This window comes from Streptomyces sp. LaBMicrA B280 (assembly GCF_049222185.1).
GTDB classification, from domain to species: Bacteria; Actinomycetota; Actinomycetes; order Streptomycetales; family Streptomycetaceae; genus Streptomyces; species Streptomyces murinus.
Window position 1 is genome coordinate 156,086 of the sequence record NZ_JBMJCT010000022.1, and the last position, 14,577, is coordinate 170,662.

Genomic DNA, 14,577 nt, shown 5'->3' on the forward strand with positions numbered 1-14,577 from the left:
CCGAACTCCCGTATCCCACAATGCCGTTGGAGCGTAAAGCGGAACGCCGGTCCGTCCGACCCGCGGCGGGGGTCGGACGGACCGGCGTCGAGGCGCTCACACGGTCCGGATCGGTCCCGGACTACTTGGTGAAGGCGCCGGTCCCGTTGGGGGTGCCGAGACCCGTCGGGCCGTCGTACCCCTTGCCCGCCTGGCACAGGTAGGCGACGTCGCAGGACCCGTTCGAGCCGCTGGTCACGTCGTTCAGCTGGTCCGGGTGGGAGTACGGGTAGGACGCCGGGGTGTCACCCGAGCCCGGGGCGCCCGCGAGGGCGTAGACACCGGCGATGAAGGGCGCGGCGGCGCTGGTGCCGCCGTACACGTTCCAGCCGCTGGCCTGGTAGGTGTCGTAGACGGCGAGACCGGTGGCCGGGTCGGCCACGGACGCGACGTCGGCGACCGCGCGCTTGGCGCAGTCGGTGTCCTTCTGCCAGGACGGCTTGGCGTCGTACTGCGAGCAGCCCGAACCCGCGCCGTCGCCGCCTGCCGAGGTGCCCCAGACGGTCTCGGAGTAGCCGCGGGTGCTGCTGTCCTTCTTCAGCGAGGTGCCGCCGACCGCCGTCACGTACTGCGAGGCCGCCGGGTACTCGACGCCGTAGCCGCTGTCGCCGGAGCTGACGGTGATGGCGACGCCGGGGTGCTTGAAGTACTGGTCGTCCGCGGTGGTGTCGTCGGACCCCTCGCTGCCGCCGTAGCTGTTGGACACGAACTTGGCGCCCTGCTTGACGGCCTGGTTCACGGCCGCGCCCAGGTCGTCCATGTTCGCCGACTTGGCCTCGACCAGCAGGATGTTGCACTGCGGGCAGGCCGCGCTGACCATGTCGACGTCGAGGGAGATCTCACCGGCCCAACCCGCGTCCGGGGTCGGGTAGTTGGTGCCGCCGTCCTGGTCGATCTTCTTGAAGCAGCCGTTGTCCGTGCTGCACTCGGGAAGGTTGTACTGGGAGCGGTAGGCCGCCAGGTCCTTCTCGGCGTTCGGGTCGTCGTTGGCGTCGACGATCGCGACCGTCTGGCCCTTGCCGCCGTCCTTCGGGAGGTTGTAGGCGGCGGCCAGGTCGGACGGCCCGAAACCCTGCGGGGTGTCGTTGCGGCCGAGGGACTTGTGCTGGGCGATGTCGGTGCGCTCGACCGACTGGCAGGCCATGTAACCGGGCTTGCTCGGCTGCGAACACAGCCGGTGCGTGTGCACCGACGCGGCCGCGGAGGTGGTCGCCGCGTGCGCGGCGGCAGGAGTGGTGGCGAAGGCCGACGTCTGCGTGGCGACGGCCACGCCGCCGGTGATCAGCGCCGCCGCGGACAGCAGCGCGGGGGCGCTGCGGCGTATGCGGTTCCTTCTGCGGTGGGAATGCAAAGAACTGCCCTCCGTGGGGGGATGGTCGACTCCGGAGCGACGGCCTGATGGGCATGTCAAAGGCATGACAACCCACCGTTGGGGGTGGCCGGCCGGAGTCTGGTTCTGGGCATGTCGATGGATCTGCCACCCCGGTCAGTGGTGGCTGGGCTTGAGGTTATTGACTGTTTGCCGTTGAGAACAAGGGCAGTTGGTAAAACCTTGGCTCAAGCTCTTTGGACGGCCGATAGGTTGAGCGGCCATGGAGCTGGACGACACCACCGTCAACCGTCTGATGTCCCTCGGGCTCGCCCGCTACGAGGCCCGGATCTATCTGTCACTCATCAGGCGCGGCTCCTACACGGCCGCCGAGGTGGCCCGCGAGGCCGATGTCCCGCGCCAGCGCGTGTACGACGTCCTGGACGCCCTGGTGCGGCGGCAGTTGGCCACCGCACGCCCCGGACGTGTGACGACGTACTCCGCGGTGCCCCCCGAACTGGCCCTGGCCCGGCTGATGTCCGCCCAGCGGGAGACCGTCGACCGGCTGGAGCGCTCCGCACAGGAACTGGCCGGTCTGCTGGGCCCGCTGTGGACGCAGGGCCGGCAGCACACGGACCCCCTGGACTACATCGAGGTGCTGCGCGACCCGAAGGCGATCAGTGAACGTTTTGCCGACATTCAGTTTCAGGCCCGTCACGAACTCCTCACCTTTTGCAAACCGCCCTTCGTCGCACCGCCCGAGAACACGGCGGGCATCACCGCTGTGCGCCGCCTGCGGCAGAGCGGCGGCACGGTCCGCGCGATCTACCTCTGCGACACCCTCGCCGACCCCGGGACCGCCGATCACGTCCGCCGGTTCGCCGTCGCGGGGGAGGAGGCGCGCTTCGCGCCCGACCTGCCCCTGAAGCTCGTCATCGCCGACGCGTCCCTCGTCCTGTGCGACATGCCGGACCCGGTGGCGGGGGCGGACACCACGACGACCCTGTTCATCGAACATCCGGCCCTCGCGGCATGCCTGCGGCTGGCGTTCGACACGGTGTGGGCGGCGGCGCGGCCGGGTCCGGAGCTCTGAACGTCCTTGCCGCGGCGCGGAGATGGCCGGGGCGGGGGAGCGATGGTTTGTGAAGAAGCGGTGTGGTGTGCGAAGGCGGGGGGGGGGGGGGGGGGGGGGGGGGGGGGGGGGGGAGGGGGGGGGGGGGGGGGGGGGGGGGGGTGTCGGCCCCCCTTTCCCCCCCCCCCCCCACCGCCCGTCCTCCCGAGCCGCCCGGTCAGGGGCGCAGGATCAGCCGGATCGGGTCGCCGGTCTTGTTCTCCAGGCGTTCGACCGCCTCGGCCGCCCGCGCCAGCGGGAGTTCGCCGCTGATCGAGGCGGAGAAGTCCAGTCGGCCGCCCTGGAGCAGGGACAGCAGCTGCGGCAGCGCGACCGGCATGTCGGAGCCGTAGTGGCCGAGGATCTGCTGCTGGAGGTAGCTGAAGCGGGTGCCGTCGGCGACGGTCAGCGGCTGGTCGGTGAGGCCCACCAGAACCAGTCGGCCCTTGGCCGCGAGCACCGACAGCGCCTGCGCGCGGACCGCCGGGACACCGGCGAAGTCGAACGCGGCGGCGAGACCGGCCCCGCCGGTCGCCTCACGGATCCGCTCGCGCAGCGCCGGGTCGGCGGAGTCGAGCGCCAGGTCGGCGCCCTGGGCGAGGGCGCGCTCGCGGGCGGTGGGATTGGGGTCGATCGCGACGACCGGGTACGCGCCGACGGTCCGCAGCAGCTGGACGGCGTGGACGCCGAGCCCGCCGACACCCCAGACGCCGACCGCCTCGGCGGGCTTCACGGCGCCCGTGACGGTGATCGCGCCCCAGGGCGTGGAGACCGCGTCCGGGATGATCGCGCCCTGGTCGAAGGGGATGGCCGCGGGCAGCTCGGTGAGGGCGTGCTCGGAGGAGAGCGCGTACTCGGCCCAGCCGCCGTCGTAGTCCACGCCCCGGGTGTACGTGACGCCCTCGCGGATCTCACCGGCGTACAGCACGACCCGCTGGCCCGGGGTCCAGCGGGTGACGCCGGGGCCGGTCCCGGCGATGGTGCCGGACACCTCGTGGCCCAGGGTGACCGTGTCGCCGCGCAGCAGCAGCGGGGTGAGGGTGCCGTCGATCAGATGGACGTCCGACAGGCAGACGCCCGCGGCCTCCACCTTCACCAGCACCTGGCCGGGGCCGGGTTCGGGCTTCGCCACTTCCTCGATCCGCAGGGTGCGGCTGGGGATGTGCAGCCGGGCGGCGAGCATCTGCTCCATGACATGGCCTCCTTGGCACGGCGGCGACCCCTGGGGCCGCGAGCCCCTTAACGCAAGTCGCCTTGCGATGAAACCTACGCCCGCTCCCGGGCTAAAGCAAGTAGCCCTGCGTTATGCTGGACCATGCCCTCGCCCGACCAGAACGCACCGCCCCTGCGCCGCCGGGGGGCCCGGATGCGCTCCGCCGTGCTCGCCGCCACCGTGGACGTCCTGACCGCGCACGGGCTCGCCGGTACGACCGTCGGTGCCGTCGCCCGCGCCGCCGGCGTCCATGAGACCTCCGTCTACCGGCGGTGGGGGACCCGCGAGAACCTGATCCTGGACGCGCTGACCGAACAGCTCGACGCGGCGATGCCCGTGCCGGACACCGGGCGCGTCCGCGACGACCTCGCCGCCTACTTCGGCGCGCTCGCCCGGCTGCTCGCCACCGCGCAGGGCGAGGCGCTGCTGCGGCTCAGCGTCGAACGCGACGACACCTTGCCGGACCGCCGCCTCCCCTACTGGACCGAGCGCCTCGAACGCGGCGCCGTCATGGTCCGCCGGGGCGTCGAGCGCGGCGAACTCGCCCCGGACACGGATCCCGGCCTGGTCATCGAGGCCATCAGCGGCGCCCTGTTCACCCGCACCCTGATCAGCGGCGCCCCCCTCGACGAGCACCTCGCCACCCGCCTCGTCACCCTGACCCTCACGGGCACCCTCCCCCGCACCCCACCCGTCCCCTGACCCGGCCCGCGGGTGCGTCTCTCCCGGGGGCGCCGGTGGAGCTGCCCCGGGGCCCGGAATTCCGCGACGTCGTACGGCGGTTGGCGGCGGCGGAAGCGGGCGAGCGGCGGGTCGCCGGTGAGCGGCGCGCGGGCACCGGCCCCTGCCTCAGCCGAAGCCGACCGGGCCCGGTGCCCCTGCCCGGCTTAACGGTCCCCTTAACGGTCCCCGCCCTGCGTGGCCGACGGTCCTGAACGCGCGTGAACATGAGGAACCTCTGCCGGATCCCTTGACGGCGCGCGTCCGCGCCGATTAACTCACGTCCTAAATTAAGACGTGAGGGTCTTCGGAGGGGAACGGTCGCGCAGGCCGCTCCCGGGGCGCGATCCCGAAGGTTCTCGACGCCCGGAAGGGACACCTGGAGACATGCGCAGCATCCGAGCCGCGGCCGTCGGCGCCGTCACCCTCTCTCTCGCCCTCACGGCGACGGCCTGTGGAGGCGGTTCGTCCACGGGGGGCGGGTCCAACGACGCGCCGAAGACGCTGACCTACTGGGCCTCCAACCAGGGCGCCAGCGTCGCCGTCGACAAGCAGGTCCTCCAGCCCGAACTCGACAAGTTCCAGAAGCAGACGGGCATCAAGGTGAAGCTGGAGGTCGTGCCCTGGCCCGACCTGCTCAACCGGATCCTGACCGCGACCACCTCCGGCCAGGGCCCCGACGTGCTGAACATCGGCAACTCCTGGAGCGCCTCCCTCCAGGCGAGCGGCGCGCTGCTGCCCTGGAGCGCCGAGAACTTCGACAAGATCGGCGGCAAGAGCCGGTTCGTGCCCTCCGCGCTCGCCTCCACCGGCGTCCAGGGCAAGGACCCGGCGGCCGTACCGCTGTACGCGCTGGCGTACGCGCTCTACTACAACAAGAAGATCTTCGCCGACGCCGGGATCTCCCATCCGCCCACCACCTGGGACGAGTTGACGGCAGACGGCAAGAAGATCAAGGCGAAGGGCATCGCCCCGCTCGGCGCCGAGGGCGCCAACGTCTCGGAGAACATCCACCACATCTTCGTCTTCGCCAAGCAGCGCGGCGCCGACTTCTTCACCGCCGACGGCAAGCCGAACTTCACCGACCCCAAGGTCGTCGACGCGGTCCAGGCCTACGTCGATCTGATGGCGAAGGACCAGGTCATCCCGACCGGGGACGCCGAGTACGCGCAGAACCAGTCCGTCAGCGACTTCGCCAAGGGCCACCAGGCCATGCTGCTGTGGCAGTCGGCCTCCGCCAACCTCGCCTCCCAGGGCATGAAGGACAGCCAGTACGGCGTCGCGCCCGTGCCGGTGCGCTCCGGCACCCCCGGCCCCGGCACCCAGATCAACTCGATGGCCGCCGGGATCAACATCGCGGTCTTCCGCAACACCCACAACCTCGACGGGGCGACGAAGTTCGTGAAGTTCATGACCTCCGACGACGAGCAGAAGATCCTCAACAAGGCCTACAGCTCCATCCCGGCGGTCACCTCGGCGCAGAACGACCCCGCGTTCAACACCCCCGCCAACACGGTCCTGAAGAACACCCTCGCCACCAGCGCCGCCGCCCTGCCGCAGGTGCCCACCGAATCGCAGTTCGAGACGACGGTCGGCACCGCCGTCAAGGACCTGTTCGCCGACGCCGCCGCCGGGCGCGCCGTGACCACCGCCTCGGTCAGGGCCGCGCTCCAGAAGGCCCAGCAGCAGATGCCGGCGGCGTAACGGCCATGACCACCCACACCCTTGAGGAGTCGGTGGCGAAGTCTCCTCCCGGGACGGCGGCGTCCTCGGCCCGCCGCCGGCCCGGGAGGTTCCGCCGCGCCGGGCTGCCGTACCTGCTGCTCCTGCCCGCCCTCGTCCTCGAACTCCTCGTCCACCTCGTGCCGATGGTCATCGGCATCGTGATGAGCTTCAAGGAACTCACCCAGTTCTACATCCGCGACTGGGGCACCGCCCCCTGGTCCGGCCTCGGCAACTACCGGCTGTCGGTGGACTTCCACGCCCCCGTCGGCGCGGCCCTGCTGCACTCCTTCCTCGTCACCGTCGGCTTCACGCTGCTGTCCGTCGCCCTGTGCTGGCTGATCGGCACCGCCGCCGCCCTCTTCCTCCAGGACACCTTCCGCGGCCGGGGCCTGCTGCGCGCCCTGTTCCTGGTGCCGTACGCGCTGCCCGTCTACGCGGCCGTCATCACCTGGGTGTTCATGTTCCAGCACGACAACGGCCTGGTGAACCACGTCCTGCACGACCAGCTGCACCTCGGCGCCCAGCCCGCCTTCTGGCTCATCGGCGACAACAGCTTCTACGCCCTGCTGACCGTCTCGGTGTGGAAGGGCTGGCCGTTCGCCTTCCTCGTGGTGACGGCCGGACTCCAGAACATCCCGGGCGAGTTGTACGAGGCGGCCGCGCTGGACGGCGCCGGCATGTGGCAGCGGATCCGCCGCATCACCCTGCCGTCCCTGCGCCCGGTCAACCAGGTACTGGTCCTGGTGCTGTTCCTCTGGACGTTCAACGACTTCAACACGCCCTACGTGCTGTTCGGCAGGTCCGCGCCTGCGGCCGCCGACCTCGTCTCCGTGCACATCTACCAAGCCTCCTTCGTCACCTGGAACTTCGGCACCGGCTCCGCCATGTCCGTCCTGCTGCTGCTCTTCCTGCTCGTGGTGACGGGCGGCTATCTGCTGGCGACCTCGCGGGAGCGGAGGAGCACCGATGTCTGACTCGCCGCTGGCACCGCCGCGTTCGTTCCGCTGGGCCCGGCGCGTCTTCCTCACCCTGCTCACCGGCTTCGTACTGCTCCCGGTGTACGTGATGCTCTCCAGCTCGCTGAAGCCGCTCGCGGACGTCTCGGGGAAGTTCCGCTGGGTGCCGAGCGGGCTGACGATCCGCCCGTACATCGACATGTGGTCCACGGTGCCGCTCGCCCGCTACTTCGTGAACTCGCTGATCGTGGCGGGCTCGGCGACCGTACTGTCCGTCGTCGTCGCGGTGTTCGCCGCCTACGCGGTCAGCCGCTACGACTTCCGGGGCAAGCGCGTCTTCACGGTCACCGTGCTGTCCACGCAGATGTTCCCCGGCATCCTCTTCCTGCTCCCGCTCTTCCTCCTCTACGTCAACATCGGCAACGCCACCGGCATCGCCCTGTTCGGCTCCCGCGCCGGCCTGATCCTCACCTACCTCACCTTCTCCCTGCCGTTCTCCATCTGGATGCTGACCGGATACCTCGACTCGGTGCCGCGCGACCTGGACGAGGCGGCGCTGGTCGACGGCTGCGGGCCGCTCGGCGCGCTGTTCCGGATCGTCGTACCGGCGGCGATCCCCGGCATCGTCGCCGTCGCCGTCTACGCGTTCATGACCGCGTGGGGCGAGGTGCTGTTCGCGTCGGTGATGACGAACGACACCACCCGCACCCTCGCCGTCGGCCTCCAGGGCTACTCCACCCTCAACGACGTCTACTGGAACCAGATCATGGCCGCCTCGCTGGTCGTCAGCGTCCCCGTGGTGGCCGGATTCCTGCTGCTCCAGCGCTATCTCGTGGCCGGGCTGACGGCGGGGGCCGTCAAATGACCGGCAACACACCGCATTCCGAAGGGACTTCCGTGTCCGAACGCATCGACCTCGCCGCACTCCCGGACGGCTTCCTGTGGGGCACGGCCACCTCGGCCTACCAGATCGAGGGAGCCGTCGCCGAGGACGGCCGGACCCCCTCCATCTGGGACACCTTCTCGCACACCCCGGGGAAGATCGCGGGCGACGACAACGGCGACATCGCCTGCGACCACTACCACCGCAGGGGCGAGGACATCGCCCTGATGCGCCGCCTCGGCCTCAACGCCTACCGCCTCTCCGTCGCCTGGCCGCGCGTCGTCCCCGGCGGCACCGGCCCCGTGAACCCCAAGGGCCTCGCCTTCTACGACGCCCTGGTGGACGACCTGCTCGCGGCGGGCATCACCCCGTCCGTCACCCTCTACCACTGGGACCTGCCGCAGTCGCTCCAGGACCGCGGCGGCTGGCCGGAGCGGGACACCGCCCACGCGTTCGCCGCCTACGCCGACGCCGTGGCCCGGCGCCTCGGCGACCGCGTCACGCTCTGGACGACGCTCAACGAGCCGTCCTGCTCGGCCTGGATCGGCCACCTCGAGGGCACGATGGCCCCCGGCCACACCGATCTGACCGCCGCGGTCCGCGCCTCCTGCCATCTGCTCCTCGGCCACGGCCTCGCCACCGAGGCCGTCCGCGCCGCCGTCCCGGACGCCCGGATCGGCATCGTCAACAACCTCTCCACCGTGCACCCGGCCACCGACCGCCCCGAGGACATCGCGGCCGCCCACCGGCACGACGGCCATGTCAACCGCTGGTGGCTCGACCCCGTGCACGGCCGCGGCTTCCCGGCCGACATGACCGAGACGTACGGCGTCGAACTCCCGCTCAAGGACGGAGACTTGAAGACGATCGCCGCGCCCCTGGACTGGCTGGGCCTGAACTACTACTTCCCGGCCCATGTCGTCGACGACCCCGAGGGCCCCGCGCCCTACGCTCGCACCGTCCGCCGCGAGGGCGTCCCGCGCACCGGCATGGACTGGGAGATCGACGCCGGCGGCATCGAGACCCTGCTGCTCCGGCTCACCGAGGAGTACGGCGCCCGCACCCTCTACGTCACCGAGAACGGCTCCGCCTTCCCCGACACGGTCCGCCCCGACGGCACCGTCCACGACCCCGAACGCCAGGACTACCTGGAGGCCCACCTGGCCGCCTGCGCCTCCGCCGCCCGCCGGGGCGCCCCGCTGGCCGGCTACTTCGCCTGGTCCCTGCTGGACAACTTCGAATGGGCGTACGGCTACGACAAGCGCTTCGGCCTGGTCCACGTCGACTACCGGACCCAGGCCCGCACCGTCAAGGGCAGCGGGCACCGGTACGCGGAGATCGTGCGCGCGCACCGGGAGCGGGGCCGCAGCGCCGCCTGACCCGGACCGCCGGGCGCCCGCCCCCGACCGGTGCCCGGCGCGGAACCGGCCGACGCGTCCCGCCGTACCGGCGCGGGCGGGCGTCCCCTCCTGCCCGTGTCGGCTCGTGCCCGTGTCGGCCGAACGCCACGGGCACTGCGCGCGCCCCTCCCCGCCGTGGGAGGATCGCCCACTGTGAGCGCATCCCCGGCGGTGAGAGGCCTGCGGGCCGCGGTGTTCGCCGCGGTGTGCGTGCTGCTCGCCGCCGCGGGCCACGGGCTGGCCATGGGACAGCTGCCCTCGCCGCGCTGCGACGGCGCCGGTTTCCTCGCGGTCTTCGCGCTCGGCTGGGCGCTGGGCGCACGGGAGCGGTCGGGGCCGGGCATCGGCGCGGTGATGCTGCTCACCCAGGCGGGGCTGCACCTCGGCTTCGACGCCGCCCACAGCCGCTCCGATACGACCCGCATGGCCGACATGCCCGGTATGGCCGGACCCGCCGCGCACGCGACGGCCGCGCACACCATGGCCCATGCCACGGCCGCCCACCTCCTCGCCGCCCTCGCCGCCTCCTGGTGGCTGCGGCGGGGCGAGGCCGCGCTGTGGTCGCTGCTGCGGCGCACCGCCGCGCTGGTCCCCGCCCTGTGCACCCGGTGGCGGCCCGCCACCGCCGAGCCGGTCCCGCGCGACCGGTCCGTCGACGTCCCGCCCCGCCGGGCCCCGCTGCGGCACGCGGTCACCCGGCGCGGGCCGCCCGCCCCGATCCCGTACCCGCTCTGACCCCTGACCCCTGTCACTCGTCACCGTACGGAGATCGACTCACCATGTCCGCATCACGCACCACCCTGCGCCGCGCCGGCGCCGTCACCGCCCTCACGGCCGCCTCGGTCCTGCTGGCCGCCGGTGCCGCGTCCGCGCACGTCACCGTCCACCCGGAGAGCTACGCCAAGGGCGCCACCGACGGCGTGCTGACCTTCCGCGTGCCCAACGAGGAGGACCACGCCTACACCAGCAAGGTCCAGGTCTTCCTGCCCACCGACCACCCCGTCCTCGGCGTCCTGGTCCACCCGGGGGACGGCTGGAGCGCCAAGGTGACCACCACCAAGCTGAAGACGCCGGTCAAGACCGACGACGGCACCATCACCGAGGCCGCCTCCGAGATCACCTTCTCCGGAGGGAAGATCGAACCGGGGCAGTACGAGGACTTCAACGTCGCCTTCGGTGAACTCCCCGAGGACACCGACCAGTTGGTGTTCAAGACGCTGCAGACCTACTCGGACGGCAAGGTCGTCCGCTGGATCGAGCAGCCGGCCTCGGGCGACGACGAGCCGGACAACCCGGCCCCCGCCCTGAAGCTCACCGCGGACGACGCCTCGCCCGCCGCCGCCCCCGCCAAGGCGGCCGCCGCGACCACGGCCAAGGCGAGCGACTCCACCGCCCGCGAACTCGGCGTCGCCGGGCTGGTGATCGGCGTCCTGGGCCTCGCCACGGCCGCGTTCGCCCTCCTGCGCGGCCGGTCCTCGGCGCGGTCGTAGCGACGGACGCCGGTGGGCCGCGCACATCCGCGCGGCCCACCGGCGTGCGGGAGCGCGGTCAACGTGCGGGAACGCGGTCAAGGGGTGGCGGCGTCCGGGCGGTGCGGCGCGCCGCCGGGAATGCGGCCCCTGCCACCCGCGGTTGATCTCTTCATGACTCAGGACTCCACGCAGGACGCGCTCCTCCCACTGCTCTCCGCAGGACACGGCGGCGTGCTGGTCACCCTTCGCCGCGACGGCCGGCCCCAGCTGTCCAATGTCAGCCACGCCTTCGACCCGGACGAGCGGATCATCAGGATCTCCGTCACCGACGACCGCGCCAAGACCCGCAATCTGCGCCGCGACCCCCGCGCCTCGTACCACGTCACCAGCGGCGACCGCTGGGCGTACGCCGTCGCCGAGGGCATGGCCGAGCTGTCCCCGGTCGCCGAGGACCCCCAGGACGAGACCGTGGAGGAGCTGATCCGGCTCTATCGCGCGGTCAGCGGCGAGCATCCGGACTGGGACGAGTACCGCGCCGCGATGGTCCGCGACCGCCGACTGGTCGTCCGGCTGCATGTCGCACGGGTGTACGGCATCCCCGAGCGCTGACCCGGGCCAGGAACTGTCCGGCGGATCGTTCGACCCTCGGGCTCATCGCGGCGGGTCCTCGCCCGTGAGCCCGTCGACGGATTCACGGATGAGGTCGGCGTGACCGGCGTGGCGGGCGTACTCCTCGATGAGGTCGAGGAGGATGCGGCGGAGGTTGGGGCGTTCGCCGCTCCGGGTGGTGCAGGCGCCGAGCCGGTCCAGCCCGCCCGTGCGGAGCGCCTCGTCGACGAGGGCACGGGAGCGGGCCACCGATTCCTGCCAGAGCGCGCGCAGTTGCTCGGGGGAGTCCTCCGCGGCGGAGCGGTAGTCCCAGTCGGGGGTGCTGTCCCAGTCGACGCTGTCCCAGGGCGCGCCGACGGGGGAGCCGAGCCACAGCCGGGCGAAGTGACTGTCTTCCACGTGCGCCAGGTGCTTGAGGAGGCCGCCCAGAGTGATGCCGGACGTGCCGAGTGTGGCACGCAGGCCGGAGGCGTCAAGGCCGGAGCACTTCCAGGCAACGGTGGCCCGCTGCCGTTCGAGGGCGCCGAGGACGGCCGCCGCCTCGGTACCGGCGAGCGGAGGTTCTGGCCAGGCTTCGGTTCTGCTCTCGGTCATGGCCGGAGACTCTAGCGAACGGGACTGACCGTCCGGCCGACGGGTGAAGCGCGGCGAACCGCTCACTCGGAGCCGCGAGATCCGCCGGACGGGCCCCGGGCCGCGCTCCGGGTCCGTGCCTCGATCGCCCGCAGGACGGCGACCATGTCCTCGCCGCCGTGCCCCTGGCTCACCGTCTCCTCGAAGAGGGTGTGGCAGACGTCGAGCAGCGGGGACGCCAGACGGGCGCCGCGGGCGGCCTCGGCGACGAGGCGGTTGTTCTTCAGGACGTCCAGCGCGGCGGCCTGCACCGCGAAGTCCCGCTCGCGCAGCTTGGGCGCCTTCATCCGGGAGACCGGGCTGGCCATCGGGCCCGCGTCGAGGACGTCCAGGAACAGGCTGGGGTCCAGGCCCTGCCGTTCGGCGAAGTGGAAGGCCTCGGTCAGCCCGGTCACCAGGGTGATCAGGAACAGGTTGACCGAGAGCTTCATCAGCAGCGCGCCCGGCGCCGCACCGCACGCGAACGTCTGCCGGCACATCGGCGCGAGCAGCGGCGCCACCGTCTCCACGGCGGCCTGCTCGCCCGCGAGCATGGCCACCAACTGCCCCGTTTCCGCGGGCACTCGGGACCCGGACACCGGCGCCTCGACGTAACGGCCACCGGCGGCGTGGATGTCCGTCTCCAGGGCGGCCGAGTACGCGGGCGAGGTCGTGCCCATGTGGACGACGGTTCGCCCCGCGACCCGCGCGGCCAGTTCCGGGGTGCCGCGGCCGAGGACCGCGTCGACGGCCGGCTCGTCGGCGAGCATCAGCAGCACCACCTCGGCCCGCGCGAACACCTCCCCGGCGTCCCCGGCGACCTCGGCACCGGCCGCCCGCAGCGGCTCGGCGCGGTGCGGGGTGCGGTTCCACACCACCAGGGGAGTGCCGGCCGCGGCCAGGCGCAGGGCCATGGGCCCGCCCATCACTCCGAGACCGATGAATCCGACGCGCACGGGGGCCGCCCTTCGCTCCACGGGCCGACTATGACAGCGGTCATAGTAGCGAACGTTATGACGGCGGTCATAGAGTGGTCCGGGGGGAGAGACGGAGGCAGGACATGAGCGAGCGGCAGCACGGCCCGCGCGAGCGGATGGTGTTCAGCGCGGCCCAGCTCATCCGGCGCGACGGGGTGAACGCGACGGGCATGCGCGAGGTCGCCGCGCACGCGGGCGCCCCGCGCGGCTCCCTCCAGCACTACTTCCCGGGCGGCAAGGAACAGCTGGTCGGCGAGGCCGTCGCCTGGGCCGGACGGTACGCGGGCAAGCGCATCGGGCGCTTCGTCGAGCGGCTGCCCGAGCCGACGCCCAGCGCGCTGTTCGCGGCGATGGCCGCGCAGTGGACCGAGGAGTACGACCGGGACGGCTTCGGCGCGGGCTGCCCGGTCGCCGCCGCCACCGTCGACCGCGCCGCCTCCGACGACGTCATCCGCGCCGCCGTGGCCGCCGCGTTCACCATCTGGCGGACCCCGCTCGCCGAGGCCCTCACCGCCCTGGGCGTACCCGCCGACCGGTCCGCGGACCTGGCCACCTTGATGATCAGCACCCTGGAGGGCGCGATCCTGATGGCACGGGCCGAGCGGGACGTACGGCCCCTGACGACGGTGGTGCGCGAACTCGGCCCGCTGCTCGACGCGGCCGCGACCCGCCCCGCGTAGACCCGGCCCGCGCAGCCTCCGCCGGGCGGTGACGGCCGATCGGCGACGGCCGGTTGGTCAGCGGAGAGCGGCCGGGCGGTCAGCGGAGACCGGCCGTGCCCGCCCCCTCGGTCGTCAGGTACCCGATCACCATGTCCCCGAGCATCACCCGGTAGTGCTCCCGGCGGTCCGGGTCCACCAGATCGCGGCCGAACAGGGCGCCGAACGCCCGCCGGTTGACGGCGCGGAAGAAGCAGAACGAGCTGATCACCGCGTGCAGGTCGACCGCGTCCACGTCCGGCCTGAACACCCCCGACTCCCGCCCGGCGGCGAGGATCTCGCGCAGCACGTCCAGCGCCGGGGAGCCGATCGCGTCGAGCCGCCCCGAGGGCGCGGAGTCCTCGGCGCACTGGAGGTTCTCGATGCTCAGCAGGCGGATGTAGTCGGGGTGTCGCTCATGATGGTCGAAGATCAGCCCGGCCAGCCGCCGGATCGCCTCGACCGGGTCCAGGTGGGCGACGTCCAGCCGCCGCTCGGCCTCGCGCAGCGCGCCGTAGGCCCGTTCGAGGACGGCCGTGAACAACTGCTCCTTGCCGCCGAAGTAGTAGTAGATCATCCGCTTGGTGGTGCGGGTGCGGGCGGCTATCTCCTCGACGCGGGCGCCCTCGTACCCGGCCCGCGCGAACTCCCGGGTGGCCATGTCGAGGATCTCGGCCTTGGTGCGGGCGGCGTCGCGCACCCGCCCGTCGGGTCGTGTCGGCTCATCGACGCTGGTCATCGAGTGGTTCCTTCGGGCCTCGGGCCGCCTCGGTGGCGTGCTCGGTGCCGTCGATTCTAGGACGCGAACATGACAGTACGGGCGCCGTGGCCCGGAGCACCCGAGGTGCTCCGG

At 72.3% G+C, this 14,577-nt stretch carries 15 protein-coding genes; 10 read left to right on the forward strand and 5 right to left on the reverse strand.

Translation table 11 applies throughout. The features are described 5' to 3' along the window. Positions 1 to 121: 121 nt before the first annotated feature. On the reverse strand, positions 122 to 1,390 hold the full coding sequence (locus ACLF5H_RS20040) for a S53 family peptidase (protein ID WP_421677380.1): 1,269 nt from the start codon (positions 1,388 to 1,390) through the stop codon (positions 122 to 124). Positions 1,391 to 1,631: 241 nt separating this feature from the next. On the opposite strand from ACLF5H_RS20040, the gene ACLF5H_RS20045 reads away from it, so the two are divergent. Continuing rightward, positions 1,632 to 2,441, forward strand: a complete 810-nt coding sequence (locus tag ACLF5H_RS20045) for a TrmB family transcriptional regulator (protein WP_421677381.1) — start codon at positions 1,632 to 1,634, stop codon at positions 2,439 to 2,441. Between the two features lie 196 nt (positions 2,442 to 2,637). Here the strand turns inward: ACLF5H_RS20045 and ACLF5H_RS20050 are convergent, their stop codons facing one another. Next, positions 2,638 to 3,651, reverse strand: a complete 1,014-nt coding sequence (locus tag ACLF5H_RS20050; protein WP_421677382.1) for a zinc-binding dehydrogenase — start codon at positions 3,649 to 3,651, stop codon at positions 2,638 to 2,640. 123 nt (positions 3,652 to 3,774) lie between these two features. Here ACLF5H_RS20050 and ACLF5H_RS20055 point away from each other — a divergent pair, with 123 nt between their 5' ends. The 8 genes from ACLF5H_RS20055 to ACLF5H_RS20090 all read left to right on the forward strand — a co-directional run bounded on the left by ACLF5H_RS20055 (position 3,775) and on the right by ACLF5H_RS20090 (position 11,437). Further along, positions 3,775 to 4,374 carry a TetR/AcrR family transcriptional regulator gene (locus tag ACLF5H_RS20055; protein ID WP_421677383.1) on the forward strand — a complete coding sequence of 200 codons (600 nt, stop codon included), beginning with the start codon at positions 3,775 to 3,777 and terminating at the stop codon, positions 4,372 to 4,374. Between the two features lie 405 nt (positions 4,375 to 4,779). Continuing rightward, positions 4,780 to 6,096, forward strand: a complete 1,317-nt coding sequence (locus tag ACLF5H_RS20060) for an ABC transporter substrate-binding protein (protein ID WP_421677384.1) — start codon at positions 4,780 to 4,782, stop codon at positions 6,094 to 6,096. A 5-nt stretch (positions 6,097 to 6,101) separates the two neighbouring features. After that, on the forward strand, positions 6,102 to 7,091 hold the full coding sequence (locus ACLF5H_RS20065; RefSeq protein ID WP_421677385.1) for a carbohydrate ABC transporter permease: 990 nt from the start codon (positions 6,102 to 6,104) through the stop codon (positions 7,089 to 7,091). 7 nt (positions 7,092 to 7,098) lie between these two features. Then, positions 7,099 to 7,938: a carbohydrate ABC transporter permease gene (locus ACLF5H_RS20070; RefSeq protein WP_421677608.1), complete on the forward strand. Its 840-nt coding sequence runs from the start codon at positions 7,099 to 7,101 to the stop codon at positions 7,936 to 7,938. Beyond that, complete coding sequence (locus ACLF5H_RS20075) at positions 7,935 to 9,335, forward strand: GH1 family beta-glucosidase (RefSeq protein WP_421677386.1); 1,401 nt, start codon at positions 7,935 to 7,937, stop codon at positions 9,333 to 9,335. The genes ACLF5H_RS20070 and ACLF5H_RS20075 overlap by 4 nt, the downstream gene beginning before the upstream one ends. A gap of 174 nt (positions 9,336 to 9,509) precedes the next feature. Next, positions 9,510 to 10,091 (forward strand): hypothetical protein, encoded by a 582-nt coding sequence (locus ACLF5H_RS20080; RefSeq protein ID WP_421677387.1) that lies wholly within the window; start codon positions 9,510 to 9,512, stop codon positions 10,089 to 10,091. A gap of 44 nt (positions 10,092 to 10,135) precedes the next feature. Beyond that, positions 10,136 to 10,846 carry a YcnI family protein gene (locus ACLF5H_RS20085; protein ID WP_421677388.1) on the forward strand — a complete coding sequence of 237 codons (711 nt, stop codon included), beginning with the start codon at positions 10,136 to 10,138 and terminating at the stop codon, positions 10,844 to 10,846. 153 nt (positions 10,847 to 10,999) lie between these two features. After that, complete coding sequence (locus tag ACLF5H_RS20090; protein ID WP_421677389.1) at positions 11,000 to 11,437, forward strand: PPOX class F420-dependent oxidoreductase; 438 nt, start codon at positions 11,000 to 11,002, stop codon at positions 11,435 to 11,437. A gap of 42 nt (positions 11,438 to 11,479) precedes the next feature. Here the strand turns inward: ACLF5H_RS20090 and ACLF5H_RS20095 are convergent, their stop codons facing one another. Together ACLF5H_RS20095 and ACLF5H_RS20100 are read right to left on the reverse strand one after the other, a co-directional pair. Next, complete coding sequence (locus ACLF5H_RS20095; RefSeq protein ID WP_421677390.1) at positions 11,480 to 12,031, reverse strand: DinB family protein; 552 nt, start codon at positions 12,029 to 12,031, stop codon at positions 11,480 to 11,482. A 62-nt stretch (positions 12,032 to 12,093) separates the two neighbouring features. After that, a complete protein-coding gene (locus tag ACLF5H_RS20100; protein WP_421677391.1) occupies positions 12,094 to 13,026 on the reverse strand; it encodes an NAD(P)-dependent oxidoreductase in 933 nt (310 codons plus the stop codon). Positions 13,027 to 13,109: 83 nt separating this feature from the next. Between ACLF5H_RS20100 and ACLF5H_RS20105 the strand changes: the two genes are divergently transcribed. Beyond that, entirely contained in the window at positions 13,110 to 13,706 is a 597-nt protein-coding gene (locus ACLF5H_RS20105) for a TetR/AcrR family transcriptional regulator (RefSeq protein ID WP_421677392.1), read from the forward strand. Between the two features lie 79 nt (positions 13,707 to 13,785). On the opposite strand, the gene ACLF5H_RS20110 is transcribed toward ACLF5H_RS20105, so the two are convergent. Further along, a complete protein-coding gene (locus ACLF5H_RS20110) occupies positions 13,786 to 14,463 on the reverse strand; it encodes a TetR/AcrR family transcriptional regulator (protein WP_421677393.1) in 678 nt (225 codons plus the stop codon). Positions 14,464 to 14,577: the final 114 nt, after the last annotated feature.

Bases quoted from the DNA above. Each gene is read 5' to 3' on its own strand.
- ACLF5H_RS20055 (WP_421677383.1), top strand. From the start codon at position 3,775: ATGCCCTCGCCCGACCAGAACGCACCGCCCCTGCGCCGCCGGGGGGCC.
- ACLF5H_RS20075 (WP_421677386.1), top strand. From the start codon at position 7,935: ATGACCGGCAACACACCGCATTCCGAAGGGACTTCCGTGTCCGAACGC.
- ACLF5H_RS20085 (WP_421677388.1), top strand. From the start codon at position 10,136: ATGTCCGCATCACGCACCACCCTGCGCCGCGCCGGCGCCGTCACCGCC.
- ACLF5H_RS20110 (WP_421677393.1), bottom strand. From the start codon at position 14,463: ATGACCAGCGTCGATGAGCCGACACGACCCGACGGGCGGGTGCGCGAC.
- ACLF5H_RS20060 (WP_421677384.1), top strand. From the start codon at position 4,780: ATGCGCAGCATCCGAGCCGCGGCCGTCGGCGCCGTCACCCTCTCTCTC.
- ACLF5H_RS20065 (WP_421677385.1), top strand. From the start codon at position 6,102: ATGACCACCCACACCCTTGAGGAGTCGGTGGCGAAGTCTCCTCCCGGG.
- ACLF5H_RS20105 (WP_421677392.1), top strand. From the start codon at position 13,110: ATGAGCGAGCGGCAGCACGGCCCGCGCGAGCGGATGGTGTTCAGCGCG.
- ACLF5H_RS20095 (WP_421677390.1), bottom strand. From the start codon at position 12,031: ATGACCGAGAGCAGAACCGAAGCCTGGCCAGAACCTCCGCTCGCCGGT.
- ACLF5H_RS20050 (WP_421677382.1), bottom strand. From the start codon at position 3,651: ATGGAGCAGATGCTCGCCGCCCGGCTGCACATCCCCAGCCGCACCCTG.
- ACLF5H_RS20090 (WP_421677389.1), top strand. From the start codon at position 11,000: ATGACTCAGGACTCCACGCAGGACGCGCTCCTCCCACTGCTCTCCGCA.
- ACLF5H_RS20045 (WP_421677381.1), top strand. From the start codon at position 1,632: ATGGAGCTGGACGACACCACCGTCAACCGTCTGATGTCCCTCGGGCTC.